Source organism: Acidovorax sp. A1169 (assembly GCF_030704685.1).
In the GTDB taxonomy this organism is placed as follows: domain Bacteria; phylum Pseudomonadota; class Gammaproteobacteria; order Burkholderiales; family Burkholderiaceae_C; genus Acidovorax.
Map to the genome: position 1 here is coordinate 21372 of NZ_JAUZDX010000004.1, position 15734 is coordinate 37105.

The following is a 15734-nucleotide window of genomic DNA, read 5'->3' on the forward strand; positions in this document are numbered from 1 at the left end:
CCCGGGGGCCTTGCGGAAGTCGCGGGTAGCGCCATTATTGGCACAAACCGCTACGATTGGGGGGCACCATGACACTGTCCACCGCTACCAACCCCGCTCTCCGTGAATTTTTGGCGCTTTCAAGCGCGCAGCAGCCCTGCGCCATGCCGCGCCGCGCCCTGCTGGCCAGCGCCGGGGTATGGCTGGCAGCAGCCGCATGGTCACCCGCTGCCCTGGCGGCGGCTGACCCGTGGAGCCGCTCGGGCGCCTCGGTGGATGCACAGCGGCTGGTGCGCTGGGTCAGCGCCAGCGCCAACCACCAGGGCATGGCCTTTGCCGTGATCGACAAGCCTGCCGCCACCATCCACGTGTTCGGCCCCGCAGGCGGCTACGCCGGCAGCGCGCCGGTGCTGCTGGGCTCGGCCCTGGGCGACCACTCGGCGCCCGGCATCGGCCAGCGGCCGCTGTCGCAGATACGCCCGCACGAGCGCACCACGCCAGCTGGCCGCTTCGTGAGCGAGCCCGGCAGCAACCTGCAGGGCCATGACATCGTGTGGATCGACTACCAGTCGGCCGTCTCCCTGCACCGCGTGCGCGGCAACCCGGCCGAGCGCCGCGTGCAGCGCCTGGCCAGCCCCGTGCTGGCCGAGCGGCGCATCAGCCACGGCTGCGTGAATGCGCCGACGGAGTTCTACAACCGGAACATTGCGCCCTGGTTCGGGCGCGAGGCGGGTGTGGTGTATGTGCTGCCCGACTCGGAGCCCTTCGCCAGCTTTTTCCCGGCGGCCGATGCGGCCTACCCCCTGCCCTCCTGAGCCTCGCTGTCAGACCCGTGAAGAGCCGAGCTGGAACACGGGCCGGCGGGTACCCACCTCGATCCCCTTCGGATTGACCAGGTGCACCGAGCGCCGAGGGGCCAGTGCCGCGCGCTGCTCATCGCTGAGCCAGCCGAGCTGATCCATCACTTCGACGGCCGCCGCCACCTGGGCGGGCATGTTGCCGTCCATGATCTTGAGCGCGAAGGCCTCGCCCCGGCTGCGGCTGCCCACCACCTGCACGCCATCGGCCCCGGTCTTGGAGACCCAGTCGCCCGCGCCCACGCGCATGAAGTCGAGGTCGTGCCGACCCGTGCCCGAGCCCAGCTCGGGCCGCGCCACCATGGCATCGGCCAGCGCCGTCAGGCTCTCGTCGAGATCGGTGTCCGGCGCGCCGCCGGCCAGGCGTGCATAGCCGCGTGCCAGGTTGGCCAGCGGCATGGCGTAGTTCGGGGCCGAACAGCCGTCGGTACCGGCGGCCAGGCTATCGGGCTCCAGGCCCACGGCCTGGGCCACGCGGCTGCGTATCTCCACCTGCAGCGGGTGCGCCGGGTGCAGGTGGTCGTCCAGCGGCAGGCCCTGCCGCACGCAGTAGGCAACGAAGCCGGCATGCTTGCCGCTGCAGTTGTTGTGGCGCTCGTCGGGCACGAAGTCCGCCGGCAGGAAGCCGAGCCCCAGCTCGGCAAACAGCGGCCGGTGGCAGCCGCAGTGCAGCGCGTGGTAGTCCTTGCCGACGCTGGCGAGCATGTGCTCCACCTGTGCCACATGCATGGGCTCGCCGTTGTGGCTGGCGCACAGCAGCGCCAGGTCGGCCGGGCCCCAGCCCAGCGCACGGGCGCCGCCCGACTGCATGAAGGGAAGCGCCTGGAAAGCCTTGATGGTGGAGCGCGTGAACACCACCGAGTGCGGATCTCCCACCTGGGCGAGCAGCCTGCCCTCGCGGTTGGCCACGGCCACGGCACCCCAGTGCTGGCATTCGACCAGGGCGCCCCGGGTCACTTCGATCAACGGTATGAAACCCACGGGAATCCTTGGAAACTGTTCTTGGATCAAGGCGCCGGCGCGAGCGTAAGGGCGTGGCTGAAGCGCGCTGGCTGGCGCTGCAGCAGCCGGGTGCCAGCACCCGCCCAGGCGGTCGCCATGTCGCGGTAGCGCGGCGAGAACACCAGGCCGCTTTGCCCCGTCTGGTAGATGAAGGTCGATTTTTCCAGGTCCGCCAGGTCGTAGATGGCGCGCAGCGACGCGGCGTGGCGGTTGGCGAACGGGCCCTTGGCCTCGCCCGCGTTGTACTGGCCCACGTTCACGGTGTAGCCGTCGCCATCGGAAGGCACGCTCACGTCGAAGAAGCGCGCCAAGGCCGCCACACTGCCAAAAGGCCGGTGGGCGCTGAGCGCGGGGTGGGCATCGCCCCAGCGCCACGCGGCCGGGTCGGCGCCATAGGCGGCCTGCAGGCGATCGAGCGCACGGCCCAGGGCCGCGCCGGACTGCTCCGCACAGGTAGAGGGCTGGCACCACCAGGTGTCGTTGCGCTGCAGGATGCCTTCGATGCCGGCGCGGTAGTCGCGCTTGCCGTAGGTGGCGGCAAAGCGTGCCTCGCCAATGCGCGCAATGATCACACCACGCGCCAACTCGTCGGCCCAGGCGGCAAACACCAGCGGCGCTGCACGCCCGGCGTCCATCACGCCGTCAAAGTCCTTGAGCAGGGCCTGCGCCCTGGCGGCCAGCGGGTGGCTGGACTTCGCCTGCTGCAGGTGCGGCAGCAGGCGCCGGGTGGCCAGCGAGGTGATGTCGAGCTGGATGGCCTGCAGGCTGGCAGCGGTATGCCGGGGGCGTGCCTCGATCAGCTCGGCAATGCGCTCGTAGCGGTAGGGCAGCACCCAGTCCTGCGCCAGGTAGTGGGGGTAGCCAGGGGGCGTGACGCGCTGGTTGGCCGTGGCGATCCAGCCCTTGGCGCCCTCGTCCTGCGGGGTCTGGTCCAGCGGCAGCCAGCCCTTCCAGTCGTAGCGCGCTTCCCAACCGGGAGATGGAGCCACGCCGCGGATGTCGTTGTCCGGCGCACGCACGGGCACGCGGCCCACGGCCTGGAAGCGGATGCGCCCGCTCACGTCGGCCGCCAGCACGCTCTGCATGGGCGCCTGGTGGTACTCAAAGGCGGCGAACAGGTCCTCCACCGTGGTGGCCTGGTTGACCATCAGTCCGGCCAGCACGGTCTGGTTGTCCGCCTCCAGCGCCGTCCAGCGCAGGGCCAGCACGTACTTTTTCAGGTCGAGCACGTCGGCGTGCGACTTCTGCGCATCGCTGAGCACCGGGCCGTGGCGCGTGCTGCGCAGTGCGATATCCACGTCGGGCTTGCCCTTGATGCGGATGGTCTCCTTGCGCACGGCGAATGGCGCCCAGCCTTCGGGCGTGCGGTACTGCGTGGCGTCCGCCGGGTTGATCTGCTCCAGGTACAGGTCCTGCACGTCGGGGCTGGTGTTGGTAAAGGCCCAGGCCACGCTGGCGGTGCGGCCCAGCACCACGAAGGGCAGGCCCGGCAGGGTGGCACCCATGGCATCGATGGCGGCGATCGGCGAACCGTCCGACGCCTTGCCGGCCGGCGCCTGCAGGCGCGCGAAGTACCAGATGGCAGGCGCGCTCAGGGAGAGGTGCGGATCGTTGGCCAGCAGGGGCTTGCCGCTTTCGGTGCGTGAACCGGCCACCACCCAGTTGTTGCTGCCCTTGCCGTCGCTGGTGCCGGCATTGCGCGTGAGCTCATCGGCCCAGGCCAGCATGCCGGCACTGATCTGGCGCGAGAGCGGGTTGCCGCCCTGCTCTGCCGCAGGCGCAGCGTCGGGTTTTCGGGCCTGCAGCGCGGCGCCACGGGGCAGACCGGCGCTGGGCGCTGCGGCAGCGGCATCGCTGCGGTAAACGCCCAGTTGCCGGTACAGCGCCGCCAGGTCGGCCGATGCGGCGGGTGGCTCGCCCGGGTACGGGGGCATCAGCTGCCACAGACGGTCGGTGTCGAGCGTGCGGGCCACGGACAGGCGCGCGAATTCATTGCCCCAGTTGCCGCCCAGGTCCAGCGCCATCATCAGCGCCCAGCCCACGCTGTCCTCGGGCTCCCACACCGCGCCGGCCTCGCCGCCGGGCTTCACCCCCAGCACCAGGAACTCAGGGGGCAACGCCTGCGGGCGGTCCTTGTGGAAGGCATGGATGCCCTTGCTGTAGGCCTGCAGCGCCTCGCGAGCGTACAGGGGCAGGCCGGCGTACTGCTTGCGCGCCGTGCCGATGATGTCCAGCGAGCGCATGAGCTTGTCGGTCTCCAGCGTGGCTTCGCCAAACACTTCGGAGAGCTGGCCATGCATCACGCGGCGGTTGAATTCCAGCTGCCAGGTGCGCTCCTGCGCATGCACATAACCCATGGCAAACCAGGCGTCCTGCGGGCTTTGCGCGCCGATGTGCGTCACGTCCGCGCCGTCGCGCCGCACACTCACGGGCCCTGCCAGGCCGGCGACGGTGATCTTGCCGTCCACCACCGCAAACGTGCGCTGCACGTACATGGCAGCGCCCGCCCCTATCAGCAAGGCCGCAGCCACCAGGCCCACGGCCGTTTTCTTGATCCACGCCATTTCGTTCCGTCCTGTCTTGTCGCCGGGCATTGTGTCAGAACGTTTCGAATTGCCCCTGTAAAAAGGGCCAAGGGAATCAACCCAAGTGCACGTTGCCGCCCACCACCTGAAAGCGCATCTTGGGCGCAGTGGACTCGCTGAAAGAGACGCCCAGCGCAATCTCCCCCGTGCCGTGCAGGATGCAGGCATCGCGGCGCAGGCGCACGGGCGAGTCGCTGCCCTTGAAGCGCACCCAGGTGCCGAAGCTGCTCATGTCGGTCAGCACGAAACCGCTGTTGCGCCAGTCGATGCGGGCGTGCAGGCGCGACACGCGGGGGTCATTGATGCGCAGCTGCATCTCGGTGGCTCGGCCCACATTCACGGGGGCATCGGCCGAGCTGAACGACAGGTCCACCCCATGCCAGGAGAACTGGATCTGCCCCAGGATGGAATCCACCGGCGAGAAACTGCTGATCAGCGCCGACTGCATGGTGAGCGAGTCGGGCTCCTCGTTCTGGCGCCACTCCACCTGGTAGAGCATCAGGGTCTCGGCCTTGCCACGGATTTCCATCATCCCGAGCTTGCGGTACCAGACCGAGGCCGCAGCGCCTGCCAGCAGTACCGACGTTTCGGTGGCCCAGATCTCGGACGGGCCGGCCCGCTCGCACAGGCGGGAGGCCACGTTCACGGCGTCGCCATAGCAATCGCCATCGACATCCACCACCTCGCCACTGGCCACGCCCACGCGGATGTCCATGCGCAGGGGGTGGGGCCAGCGGTCCAGCCGGGCCAGGTGCTTGCGCTGCATCTCGGCCATGGCCGAGACGGCACCGGCGGCATCGCCAAAGATGCCCAGGACACCATCGCCCAGCTTCTTGACGACGCGGCCGGCATTGGCCTCGATGGTGTCGGCGATCCACTGGGTCAGCTGCGTCACCGCCTCGGTGGCGCGCTCGTTCCCAAGCGTCTCGTACAACGAAGTACTGCCGGAAATGTCGGCAAAGACCACCGTCGATAAAACCGTCATGGGTACGCAAGCGCAGGTAACTTCATGTGAATCAGTTTAGTTCAAGCGCCAACAGAACGCATGGCGCCACCGCGGCTGCGCACGCCTGGCAAGGGCCCTGCACTGAGGCCACGGCGGCCCGGCCGGGCCAGCTTTGCTGGCGCAGTTACACGGCAGGCTTTCGCCCGCATTCACAGGCCAGCAGCGCTTTGCAAGCAGCTGCCGGTGGATGGCTCCAAGCGTTCACAGCACCGGGCATGACTTCTGCTTAATCCATTCGTACTACATTCAAAAACAGATCGAAAACTTGCAATTGTTTGCAAAAAGCTATCAAGGCTTGTTGGCTTTATGCGAAAAGCGAGAGCGGCCCCCTTGCATTTGCGCAGTCGGCCACGTACCTTGAGCTCCTTGTTACTTATTTATGGTGAAGAACCATTCCATGCGCTGGAACAAACCCTACGTACGCGGCAGCAGCCTGCACGGCCTGATTGGCCGTGACGCACCTGCGTCGACCGCCTGGGTGCGCGACCAGCAACTGGAGGAAGTGCGCCGCGCCATGATCGGCAGCCTGTCGGGCTTCTCCGGCTGCGAGGTGGCGCGCATGAACATCCGCCTGCGCTATGCGGGCGACATCGAGGCGCTGTGGTACCTGCGCACCGACCTGCAGAGCACCCTGGTCCCTTTGCAGGGCGAGCCTTCTGCCAAAAACGTCATCGCGCAGGTGACACTCCTGTTCCAGGGCCTGTTGCCGCGCGCCCTGGGTACGCCGGTGGCACGCGCGTCGTCGGCATCCTGAGCGGCAAGCCCCTGCGGCGCGCGGGGCCTTTTTGCAGGGCCTACAGATGCCCCCAATAAATCAGCGCGTCCCGCTCTTCCACCGACAGTGACACCGTGGCCCCCACGGGCAGCAGCACCTTGGTCTCCACATGCCCGAACGGCAGGTTGGTGAGCACGGGCGCCTTGATCTGGCTGCGCAGCCAGTCCACCACCGATTGCAGCTTGTAGCCCTTGTCGTGCGGCACCAGCTTGAACTGGGTGAACTGGCCCAGCACCACGGCCTTTTGCTGCGCCAGCACGCCCGCGTGCAGCAATTGCGTGAGCAGCCGCTCGATGCGGTAGGGGTGCTCGTTCACGTCTTCCAGGAACAGGATGCCGCCCTTCACGCTGGGCAGGTAGGGCGTGCCCACCAGCGATGCCAGCACCGCCAGATTGCCGCCCCACAGCTGGGCGCTCTTCACGTAGATGTCGGGCACGGCCGGCTTGCCGGTGGTGGCATGGGGCTTTTCGCGGTGCATGCGCCAGCCCGCGCCTTCGCCGTGGCCGGTCAGCAGGTCGTCGAAGCAGGCCTCCATGATGTCGTCGGGCTCGCCCGCGACGCCGAAGTCGGCGCCCAGGGCGGGGCCGGCCCAGCTCACGGCGCCGGTCTGCGCCAGCAGCGCATTCTGGAAGGCCGTGAAATCGCTCAGGCCGACGAACTTCATGCCCTTGTCGATGGCCTTGGCCACCGCCTTGTAGCGGATGCCCGGCAGGATGCGCGAGAGCCCGTAGCCCCCGCGCGAGATCAGCGCCACATGCGCGCCGCTGGCGGCCGCGCGGTGGATGGCGGCCAGGCGGGTGTCGTCGTCGCCGGCAAAGCGCGTATGGCTGGCCAGCGCGTCCACATCCACCTCCACCTCATGCCCCAGGGCCTTCAGGCGGGCAATGCCCCGCTTGAAGGCTGCCTTGTCGCGCACGGCGCTGGACGGCGAGTAGATATAGATGTGCTTGGGACCATGGTCATGGTCGCAATCGGCGTGGTCGTGATGGTGGTGGTCGTGATCGTTGTGCAAAGCGTTCAGGCGCCCGTGTCGGGCCTGCTCCGTGAAATGGATGCCGCTGGCGGGCCGCAAAGAGCGGCGCTGGCGTGCGGTCAGGGTGCGAAGTATTCCACAGCCCGTTCGGCTATGCCCCGGCCATGCTCCTGCACGAAGTGCCCGGCCTGCGGCAGCACGACGGGATCGGGGCAGTTGCGGATGTCCTTTTGCAGCGCCTGCATGCTCGCCGGGCCCAGCACCGGGTCCTGCGCGCCCACCACCATCAGACTGCGGCCCTGCCACTGCTGCCGCCAAAAGTCGCGCGCCCGGCGCGAGATTGCGGCGCCCTCGTCCTGTGGCCCGGCGGGCACCCGCTCGGGGAAGGCACGCAGCGCAGCGCGGTAGCCCTTGTCGGGAAACGGCGCATCGTAGGCCGCGCACTCGGCCGGCGATAGCTGCGGGTTGCCGCGCGCGAGCAGCCGGCCCACCCCGAAGAGCGGCTTGTCGCGGCACATGGCACGCCAGTCGACGAAGCCCTGCGGCAGCGGCACGTCGCCGGTGGCGAGCAGCGTGTTCATCACCAGCAGGCCGTCGAAACGCTCAGGGCAGTCCATGGGCAGCGTGAGCCCCAGAATGCCGCCCCAGTCCTGCACCACCAGCACGGTGCGCTGCAGGCTGAGGCGCTCCACCAGCTCCAGCAGCACCTGGCGGTGCCATTCGAAGCGGTGCGCGGCCTCCTTCTTGGGCTTGTCGCTCTTGCCAAAGCCGATCAGGTCGGGCGCCACCACCCGGTCGCCCGCCGCCAGCCACACGGGCAGCATATGGCGGTACAGATAGCTCCAGGCCGGGTTGCCATGCAGGCACAGCCAGGTACGCGGTGCATCCTGCGGGCCTTCGTCCAGGTAGTGCAGGCGCAGCCCGGCCAAGCTGGGCAGGTCGCTCACATAGTGCGGCGCCCAGGGGTAGCCGGGCAGGTCGGCAAAGGCCGCATCGGGCGTGCGCAGTGCGTCGTCGCGCAGCGGGTGGCGTGCCAACGCGTCGGCACGCTGCTGGCTGCGCCGCGCACCAAAAAAACCGGTGAGCAGCGCACTGCATTCGTCCGCCAGCACCCCGCCCTGCACACACGTCTGGTGGTTGATGGCGGTGTGGGCAAACAGGTCGAGCACCGAGCCCGCAGCGCCGGTCCGGGGCTCCGTGGCACCGAACACCACGCGCGCCAGCCGCGCATGCAGCATGGCGCCGCTGCACATGGCGCAGGGCTCCAGCGTGACGTAGAGCGTGCAGCCATCGAGCCGGTAGTTGCCCAGGTGCTGCGCGGCCGCGCGCAAGGCCACGATCTCGGCATGCGCGGTGGGGTCGTTGGCCTGCACCGGAGCATTGCGGCCGGTGGCGATCACCCGGCCGTCCTTGACGACCACGGCGCCCACCGGCACCTCGCCCGCATCGGCGGCGGCCCGCGCCTCGGCCAGCGCCAGGCGCATGCCGTCCTCGTCGGTGAGCACCACGGCCACGTCCATCACTTGTCGGCGTCCGGCAGGGCCTGCGTGCGCTGCTTCATGATGTCATCGAGCTGCTGCTGCACCTGTTGCTGCACCTGCTGGCTCTGCTCGCGCACATTGCCCGTGGGGTTGATCACCGGGGCCGATGCACCGGTGCCCGCGATGGGCGCCTGCTGCAGCGCCGCCGCAGGCGCGCGCGTGGCCGACAACTGCTTCTTGGCAACGATGCCCACGATGGCCAGCACCACGACCAGCCCCACCAAACCAAACAATCCACGCATGCTCTGCTCCCGATACCGTGCAACACCGCACTGTAAACCGGGACGGCAGTGAAGGAGGTCAATGCGTCATCGGCAACGCCGCCCCCATCAGCCCGAACAAGGCCCCACAGGAGCGGTTGAACTTGCGCCCCGTACGCTGCAGCCAGGGGCGGATGCGGTGCGCCAGGCTCGCCAGGCCGAACTCCACCAGGCACTCGACCAGCGCGAAGGTACCCGCCATGACCACGAACTGCAGCCACAGGTCGCGCCCGGGCACGATGAACTGCGGCAGGAACGCACCGTAGAACAGCAGCACCTTGGGGTTGGAGATGGCGGCCAGCAGCCCTTGCCGAAACAGCCTGCCGCCCGTGACCACCCGCTCACCCTGGGCACTCGGCAAGCCCTCCAGCTGCATGGCCGGGGCCCGCCACAGCTGGATGCCCAGCCACACCAGGTAGGCACCGCCCACCCACTTCATCACTGTGAGTGCATGGGCCGACGTTTGCAGCAGCACCCCAATGCCCAGCATGGACAGCCCGATCAGCGCCACAAACCCCACCGCCCCGCCACCAATGGTCCACAGCGTGCGCGCCCGCCCGTGCAGGGCGCCATGGGCCAGCACCAGCAGGCTGTTGGGGCCGGGGGTCAGCGACAGGCCGATGACCGCGAGCAGGTAGATCAGCCAGATTTTCAGTTCCATTGCAGCACCATCTCTCCAAACATGGCCTGCAGTCTAGTGGCGTACAGTGACACACACCGCATCCAAATTGGCTAATATCCATACCAAATTTGACACCCGCATGAGCACCCCCATCCCCCTGCCCCGCCCCGACGTGCGTCTGCTGCTCATGCCGCTGCCCGACTTAGCGCTGCTGCCCTTTGGCGGCTTTCTGGACAAGCTGCGCTTTTCGGCCGACGACGAGGACCACAGCCGCCAGCGCTATTGCGCCTGGACGCTGCTGGGCATCGACGGCGCCCCGGTGGTTTCCAGCAGCGGCGTGCAGGTGAACATGGACACCACGGTCGATGCCGTGGACCTGGCGGCATTCGACTACCTGGTGGTCTTTGGCAGCCGCACGGTGCAGGCCTCGCGCGCGTATGTGCAGGCCTACGGCCCGGTGCTGCGCAAGGCGGCGTCGCGGGGCCTGCCGCTGGTGGCCATCGACAACGCCAGCTTCCTGCTGGCCGAGGCGGGCCTGCTCAAGGGCCACCGCGTGGCCCTGCACTGGCGCCATGTGGCCGAGTTCCGCCATGCCTTTCCACGCATCGCGGTGGCCAGCGAGCAGATCTATTGTTTTGACCGCGACCGCATCACCTGCGCGGGCGGCACGGCCGCCATCGACATGGCGGTGGAGCTGCTGTCGCGCCACTGCGGCCGGGTGCGCGCCTTCAAGGGCCTTGCCGACATGCTGGTGGACGCGCCCCGGCACCAGGGCCACCACCTGCAGTCGATGGAAGGCGGCGGGCCCGACCTCACCCGCCACCTGTCGCGCGCCGTGGCGCTGATGCGCAGTTCCCTGGCCGATGGCCTGACCGTGGCCGACTTGGCCGAGCGCATCGGCATCGGCCGCCGGCAGCTGGACCGGCTATTCACCGAGCAGATGGGCATGAGCGCCCATGACCACTGGACGAAGATGCGCATGGAGCAGGCCCACTGGCGCGTGACCCACTCGCACCACAGCCTGGCGGCCATTGCCGACGAGGTGGGCCTGGGCAATGCCAGCAGCCTGGCACGGCTGTTCCGCAAGCACTATGGAACCAGCCCCGGCGCGTTGCGCGCAGAGCGGTCCAGAACCGCGCCCTGAGAGATCAGTTCAGCGCGACGCGGCTGCCGTCCTTGTAGGTGTACAGCGTCACAGCAGGCGTCGTCAGCTCGCCCTTGGCCGTGAAGGCGATGTTTGCCGTCACGCCCTTGTACTCGGTCTTGCCGATGAAGGGGATGAACACCTTGGGGTCCACCGAGTTGGCGCGCTTCATCGAATCGACCAGCACCATGGCCGCGTCGTAGGCGTAGGGGCTGTAGATCTGGAACTGGCCGGGGAACTTGGCGTCGTAGCGCTTCTTCCAGTCGGCGCCGCCCTGCATCTTGGCCACCGACGCACCGCCCGTGGCGCAGGTCACGTTCTTCAGGGCCGGCGTCTTGCCCGACAGCTCGGGCAGCTTCTCGGTGCACAGCGCATCGCCGCCAAAGAACTTCACGCCGCCCAGGCCCAGTTGCTCCATCTGGCGCAGCATGGGGCCGGCCTGCGCGTCCAGGCCGCCGTAGAAGATGGCATCGGGCTTCTTGTTCTTGATGGACGTGAGGATGGCCATGAAGTCGGTGGCCTTGTCGTTGGTGAACTCCTCGCCCACCACCGTGAGGCCCTTTTGCTGCGCCGTGGCCTTGAAGACCGAGGCCACGCCCTGGCCGTAGGCCGTGCGGTCATCGATGATGGCCACGGACTTGAGCTTGAGGTGGTCGGCCGCGAAGATGGCCAGTGCCGCACCCAGCGCGCTGTCGTTGGCGATCAGGCGGTAGGTGGTCTTGTAGCCTGGCTTGGTCAGGTCGGGGTTGGTGGCGGCGGCCGTGATGTGGGGCACGCCGCACTTGTCGTACACCGATGCGGCGGGGATGGAGGTGCCCGACTGCAGGTGGCCCACCACGCCGGCCACCTTCTGGTCGCACAGCTTCTGCGCCACGGCCGTGGCCTGGCGCGGGTCGCCCGCATCGTCTTCGGCAGCGATCTCGAACTTGATCTTCTTGCCGCCAATCACCAGGTTCTGCGCGTTCAAATCGTCCAGCGCCAGGCGCACGCCGTTTTCCGTGTCCTTGCCGATGTGGGCGATGCCGCCCGACAGCGGGCCTGCATGGGCGATCTTGACGACCTGCACGTCCTGCGCCAGGGCGGCGGTGCAGACAACGGTGGCGGCTGCCGCAGCAGCCAGAGAGAGGTGAAAGCGCGAACGGGAAGCAAAGGACACAGGCAAAACTCCGGATGAGCAAGGACAAGGGAGGGCGCGCTGGCCAAGCCAGGCGCCGCCATCCTATCCCGACTTCGGCACATCAGACTTGCACAACAGAATTGCATACAGTATTAGTTGGGCTAATTAAAATCCCATTGGACCGCGAGTGACCGCCGCTGGAATAATCACGCCCCATGTCTCTCCTGCCCCACCAGCTCGAACTGCTCGCGCCTGCGCGCGATGCGGACATTGGCATCGAAGCCATCAACCACGGTGCCGACGCCGTCTACATCGGCGGCCCGGCCTTCGGCGCACGCGCCGGAGCGGGCAACGACATCCGTGACATAGCGCGCCTGGTGCGCCACGCGCACCGCTTCAACAGCCGCATCTTCATCACGCTCAACACCATCCTGCGCGACGATGAGCTCGAAGACGCGCGCAAGATGGCCTGGCAGGTGTACGAGGCGGGGGCCGATGCGCTGATCATCCAGGACATGGGCCTGCTCGAAATCGACATGCCGCCCATCCAGCTGCATGCCAGCACGCAGACCGACATCCGCACGCCCGAGAAGGCGCGCTTTCTGCAGGACGCGGGGCTGTCGCAGATCGTGCTGGCGCGCGAGCTCACGGTGCAGCAGATCGCAGCCGTGCACAAGGCCTTGGGCCCGGTGGATGCGCCGGGGCGCGCCAACATCGAGTTCTTCATCCACGGCGCGTTGTGCGTGGCCTACAGCGGCCAGTGCAACATCAGTCATGCGCAGACCGGCCGCAGCGCCAACCGCGGCGACTGCAGCCAGGCCTGCCGCCTGCCCTACCAGGTGACCGACGCGCAGGGCCGCTTCATCGCGCACGACAAGCACGTGCTGAGCATGAAGGACAACAACCAGAGCGACAACCTGCGCGCACTGATCGATGCCGGCGTGCGCAGCTTCAAGATCGAAGGCCGCTACAAGGACATGGGCTACGTGAAGAACATCACCGCCCACTACCGCACCCTCATCGACGGCATCATGGAAGAGCGCGAGTCCTCGGGCCACCCGCTGTCGCGCTCGTCGAGCGGGCGCACTAGGTTCACCTTCACGCCCGACCCGCTGCAGAACTTCAACCGCGAGTTCACCGACTACTTCGTCACCGGCCGCAAGCAGGACATCGGCGCCTTCGACACGCCCAAGAACCCCGGCCAGGCCATCGGCTGGGTGACCAAGGTGGGCGCCGATTTCGTGGAGCTGGAGGTGAGCAGCCCCGCCACCGTGCTGCACAACGGAGACGGCCTGTGCTTCTACGACCTGCACAAGGACCTGGTGGGCATGGCCATCAACCGGGCCGAGCCTGTGTCGCCGCGCAGCACCACGCAGTGGCGCGTGTTCCCCAAAGACCCGATGGAGGGCTTCAAGGACCTGCGCCGGGGCACCGAGATCAACCGCAACCGCGACATGGACTGGGTGCGCACGCTCGACAAGAAATCAAGCGACCGCCGCATCGGCCTGTGGGTCTACCTGTCGGAAACGCCGACCGGCTTTGCCCTCACGCTGACCGACGAAGACGGCTACGCCGGCGGCGCCCAGTTGGACCATGTGCACCAGCCAGCGACCGACGCCACGAAGGCCGAGGCCAGCCTGCGCGAGCACCTGGCCCGCTTCGGCGCCACCATCTTCGCGGTGAACGATGTGGGTCTGCAGCTCTCGCAGCCCTGGTTCATCCCCGCATCGGCCGTCAACGCGCTGCGCCGCGACGCGCTGGCCGACCTGGAGGCCAACCGCGCCAAGGTTTTTACGCGCCTGCAGCGCGCCACCCCGGTGGAGCCCCCGGCCCTGTACCCTGAGGACACGCTGAGCTTTCTGGGCAACGTGTTCAACCACAAGGCGCACGACTTCTATGTGCGCCACGGCGTGAAGGTGATCGATGCGACCTACGAGGCGCACGAGGAAGAAGGCGAAGTCAGCCTCATGATCACCAAGCACTGCGTGCGCTTCTCGATGAGCCTGTGCCCCAAGCAGGCCAAGGGCGTCACCGGCGTGCAGGGCACCATCAAGGCCGAGCCCTTGATGCTCATCAACGGCAAGGAAAAGCTGACCCTGCGCTTTGACTGCAAGCCATGCGAGATGCACGTGGTGGGCAAGATCAAGCGGCAGGTGCTCAACAACCAGGCGCGCGAGGCGCCGATGAACTTCTACCGCACGCGGCCGCAGCAGGGCAATTGAGCCACGGCCGCATGGCGCTGCCATGCGGCACCGCGCAGTGCGCAGTGCGCATAAGCACATAGCAAACGATTCGATCTGCCCGGCAACGGGCGGTGCAAGAATAGTCCGGCGCACAGGCCCTAGTCCCCCAACTGGCGCCCTGCCCCTTTCTTCACCACCGTTCACAGAGAGACAAACGCCCATGCAGATCGAAACCCTGGCCGTGCACGCCGGCTACAGCCCCGACCCCACCACCAAGGCCGTCGCCGTACCCATCTACCAGACGGTGGCCTATGCCTTCGACAGCGCGCAGCATGGCGCCGACCTGTTCGACCTCAAGGTGCCGGGCAATATCTACAGCCGCATCATGAACCCAACCAACGACGTGCTCGAAAAACGCGTCGCGGCGCTCGAAGGCGGCATTGCCGCGCTGGCCGTCGCATCGGGCATGGCCGCCATCACCTACGCCATCCAGACCATTGCCGAGGCGGGCGACAACATCGTGTCGGCCAGCACGCTCTACGGCGGCACCTACAACCTGTTCGCCCACACCCTGCCCCAGCAGGGCATCACAACCCGCTTTGCCGACCCGCGCGACCCGGCCAGCTTTGCGCAGCACATCGATGCGCGCACCAAGGCCATCTTCATCGAAAGCATCGGCAACCCCCTGGGCAACGTGACCGACATCGCAGCCCTGGCCAAGGTCGCGCACGACCATGGCGTGCCACTCATCGTGGACAACACCGTGCCCAGCCCCTACCTGCTGCGCCCCATCGAACACGGCGCCGACATCGTGGTGCACTCGCTCACCAAGTACCTGGGCGGCCACGGCAATAGCGTAGGCGGCGCCATCGTGGACAGCGGCAAGTTCCCGTGGGCGCAGCACAAGCAGCGCTTCCCGCGCCTGAACGAGCCCGACGTGAGCTACCACGGGGTTGTGTACACGGAAGCCCTGGGCCCCGCCGCCTTCATCGGCCGCGCCCGCGTCGTGCCCCTGCGCAATACGGGCGCCGCACTGGCACCGCAGAACGCCTTTCTTATCCTGCAAGGCATCGAAACCCTGGCCCTGCGCATGGACCGCATCTGCGACAACACCCAGGCCATCGCCGAGTACCTGCAGGCCCACCCCAAGGTCGAATGGGTGCGCTACGCCGGCCTGCCCGACCACCCTGACCATGCCCTGGTCAAGCGCCAACTGGGCGGGCGCGCGTCAGGCATTCTGAGCTTTGGGGTGAAAAACAGCGACGCGGATCCGCGTGCTGCGGGAGCGCGTTTTCTTGATGCATTGCAGCTGTTCACCCGCCTGGTGAATATTGGCGATGCGAAGTCACTGGCCACGCACCCGGCATCGACCACGCACCGCCAGCTCAATCCCGAAGAACTGGCCAAGGCCGGGGTGCGCGAGGGGATGGTGCGCTTGTCGGTGGGGATTGAGCACATCGATGATTTGAAGGCGGATTTGGAGCAGGCGCTGGCGAAGGTGTGACTTAGGACTACCAGTTGTTGATTGATCGGCATCTGGTGCGCATTGCAGTAACCTAGTTCGCCTGGAAACGCCAGGGCGGGTACCATGGGCTGATCGGGTCCGGAAATCTAGCTAGGAGCGTGCGCAGCAGAAGGAGCATCGGCTGCAACGCCCGACAAACCGGTCTCGCCGGGTATCACCTCCGGC

General features: G+C 67.6%; 13 protein-coding genes. 5 read left to right on the plus strand and 8 right to left on the minus strand.

Going from position 1 to position 15734, the window contains the following annotated elements:
• The first annotated feature begins 68 nt into the window (after nt 1–68).
• Nucleotides 69–794: a hypothetical protein gene (locus QYL93_RS08480; protein ID WP_305743264.1), complete on the plus strand. Its 726-nt coding sequence runs from the start codon at nt 69–71 to the stop codon at nt 792–794.
• A gap of 9 nt (nt 795–803) precedes the next feature.
• On the opposite strand, the gene QYL93_RS08485 is transcribed toward QYL93_RS08480, so the two are convergent.
• From QYL93_RS08485 to QYL93_RS08495, 3 genes are all read right to left on the minus strand, one after another.
• Nucleotides 804–1817 carry an asparaginase gene (locus tag QYL93_RS08485; protein ID WP_305743265.1) on the minus strand — a complete coding sequence of 338 codons (1014 nt, stop codon included), beginning with the start codon at nt 1815–1817 and terminating at the stop codon, nt 804–806.
• Nucleotides 1818–1843: 26 nt separating this feature from the next.
• Entirely contained in the window at nt 1844–4402 is a 2559-nt protein-coding gene (locus QYL93_RS08490; protein ID WP_305743266.1) for a penicillin acylase family protein, read from the minus strand.
• 76 nt (nt 4403–4478) lie between these two features.
• Complete coding sequence (locus QYL93_RS08495; RefSeq protein WP_305743267.1) at nt 4479–5408, minus strand: adenylate/guanylate cyclase domain-containing protein; 930 nt, start codon at nt 5406–5408, stop codon at nt 4479–4481.
• A 418-nt stretch (nt 5409–5826) separates the two neighbouring features.
• On the opposite strand from QYL93_RS08495, the gene QYL93_RS08500 reads away from it, so the two are divergent.
• A complete protein-coding gene (locus QYL93_RS08500) occupies nt 5827–6183 on the plus strand; it encodes a hypothetical protein (RefSeq protein ID WP_057203834.1) in 357 nt (118 codons plus the stop codon).
• Nucleotides 6184–6223: 40 nt separating this feature from the next.
• On the opposite strand, the gene QYL93_RS08505 is transcribed toward QYL93_RS08500, so the two are convergent.
• From QYL93_RS08505 to QYL93_RS08520, 4 genes are all read right to left on the minus strand, one after another.
• On the minus strand, nt 6224–7216 hold the full coding sequence (locus QYL93_RS08505; RefSeq protein ID WP_305743268.1) for an LD-carboxypeptidase: 993 nt from the start codon (nt 7214–7216) through the stop codon (nt 6224–6226).
• An 80-nt stretch (nt 7217–7296) separates the two neighbouring features.
• Nucleotides 7297–8697: a tRNA adenosine(34) deaminase TadA gene (gene tadA / locus QYL93_RS08510; RefSeq protein ID WP_305743269.1), complete on the minus strand. Its 1401-nt coding sequence runs from the start codon at nt 8695–8697 to the stop codon at nt 7297–7299.
• Complete coding sequence (locus QYL93_RS08515) at nt 8697–8960, minus strand: hypothetical protein (protein ID WP_305743270.1); 264 nt, start codon at nt 8958–8960, stop codon at nt 8697–8699. The genes tadA and QYL93_RS08515 overlap by 1 nt, the downstream gene beginning before the upstream one ends.
• Before the next feature lie 58 nt (nt 8961–9018).
• Nucleotides 9019–9639 carry a LysE family translocator gene (locus QYL93_RS08520; protein ID WP_305743271.1) on the minus strand — a complete coding sequence of 207 codons (621 nt, stop codon included), beginning with the start codon at nt 9637–9639 and terminating at the stop codon, nt 9019–9021.
• A 100-nt stretch (nt 9640–9739) separates the two neighbouring features.
• On the opposite strand from QYL93_RS08520, the gene QYL93_RS08525 reads away from it, so the two are divergent.
• The gene (locus tag QYL93_RS08525; RefSeq protein ID WP_305743272.1) at nt 9740–10744 is read left to right on the plus strand and encodes a GlxA family transcriptional regulator; all 1005 of its coding nucleotides are present in this window, start codon (nt 9740–9742) and stop codon (nt 10742–10744) included.
• 4 nt (nt 10745–10748) lie between these two features.
• Here QYL93_RS08525 and QYL93_RS08530 read toward each other — a convergent pair whose 3' ends face one another.
• Complete coding sequence (locus QYL93_RS08530; protein WP_370876952.1) at nt 10749–11900, minus strand: branched-chain amino acid ABC transporter substrate-binding protein; 1152 nt, start codon at nt 11898–11900, stop codon at nt 10749–10751.
• A gap of 176 nt (nt 11901–12076) precedes the next feature.
• Between QYL93_RS08530 and QYL93_RS08535 the strand changes: the two genes are divergently transcribed.
• Together QYL93_RS08535 and QYL93_RS08540 are read left to right on the plus strand one after the other, a co-directional pair.
• On the plus strand, nt 12077–14083 hold the full coding sequence (locus QYL93_RS08535; RefSeq protein ID WP_305743273.1) for a U32 family peptidase: 2007 nt from the start codon (nt 12077–12079) through the stop codon (nt 14081–14083).
• Nucleotides 14084–14264: 181 nt separating this feature from the next.
• Nucleotides 14265–15548: an O-acetylhomoserine aminocarboxypropyltransferase/cysteine synthase family protein gene (locus QYL93_RS08540; RefSeq protein WP_305743274.1), complete on the plus strand. Its 1284-nt coding sequence runs from the start codon at nt 14265–14267 to the stop codon at nt 15546–15548.
• Nucleotides 15549–15734: the final 186 nt, after the last annotated feature.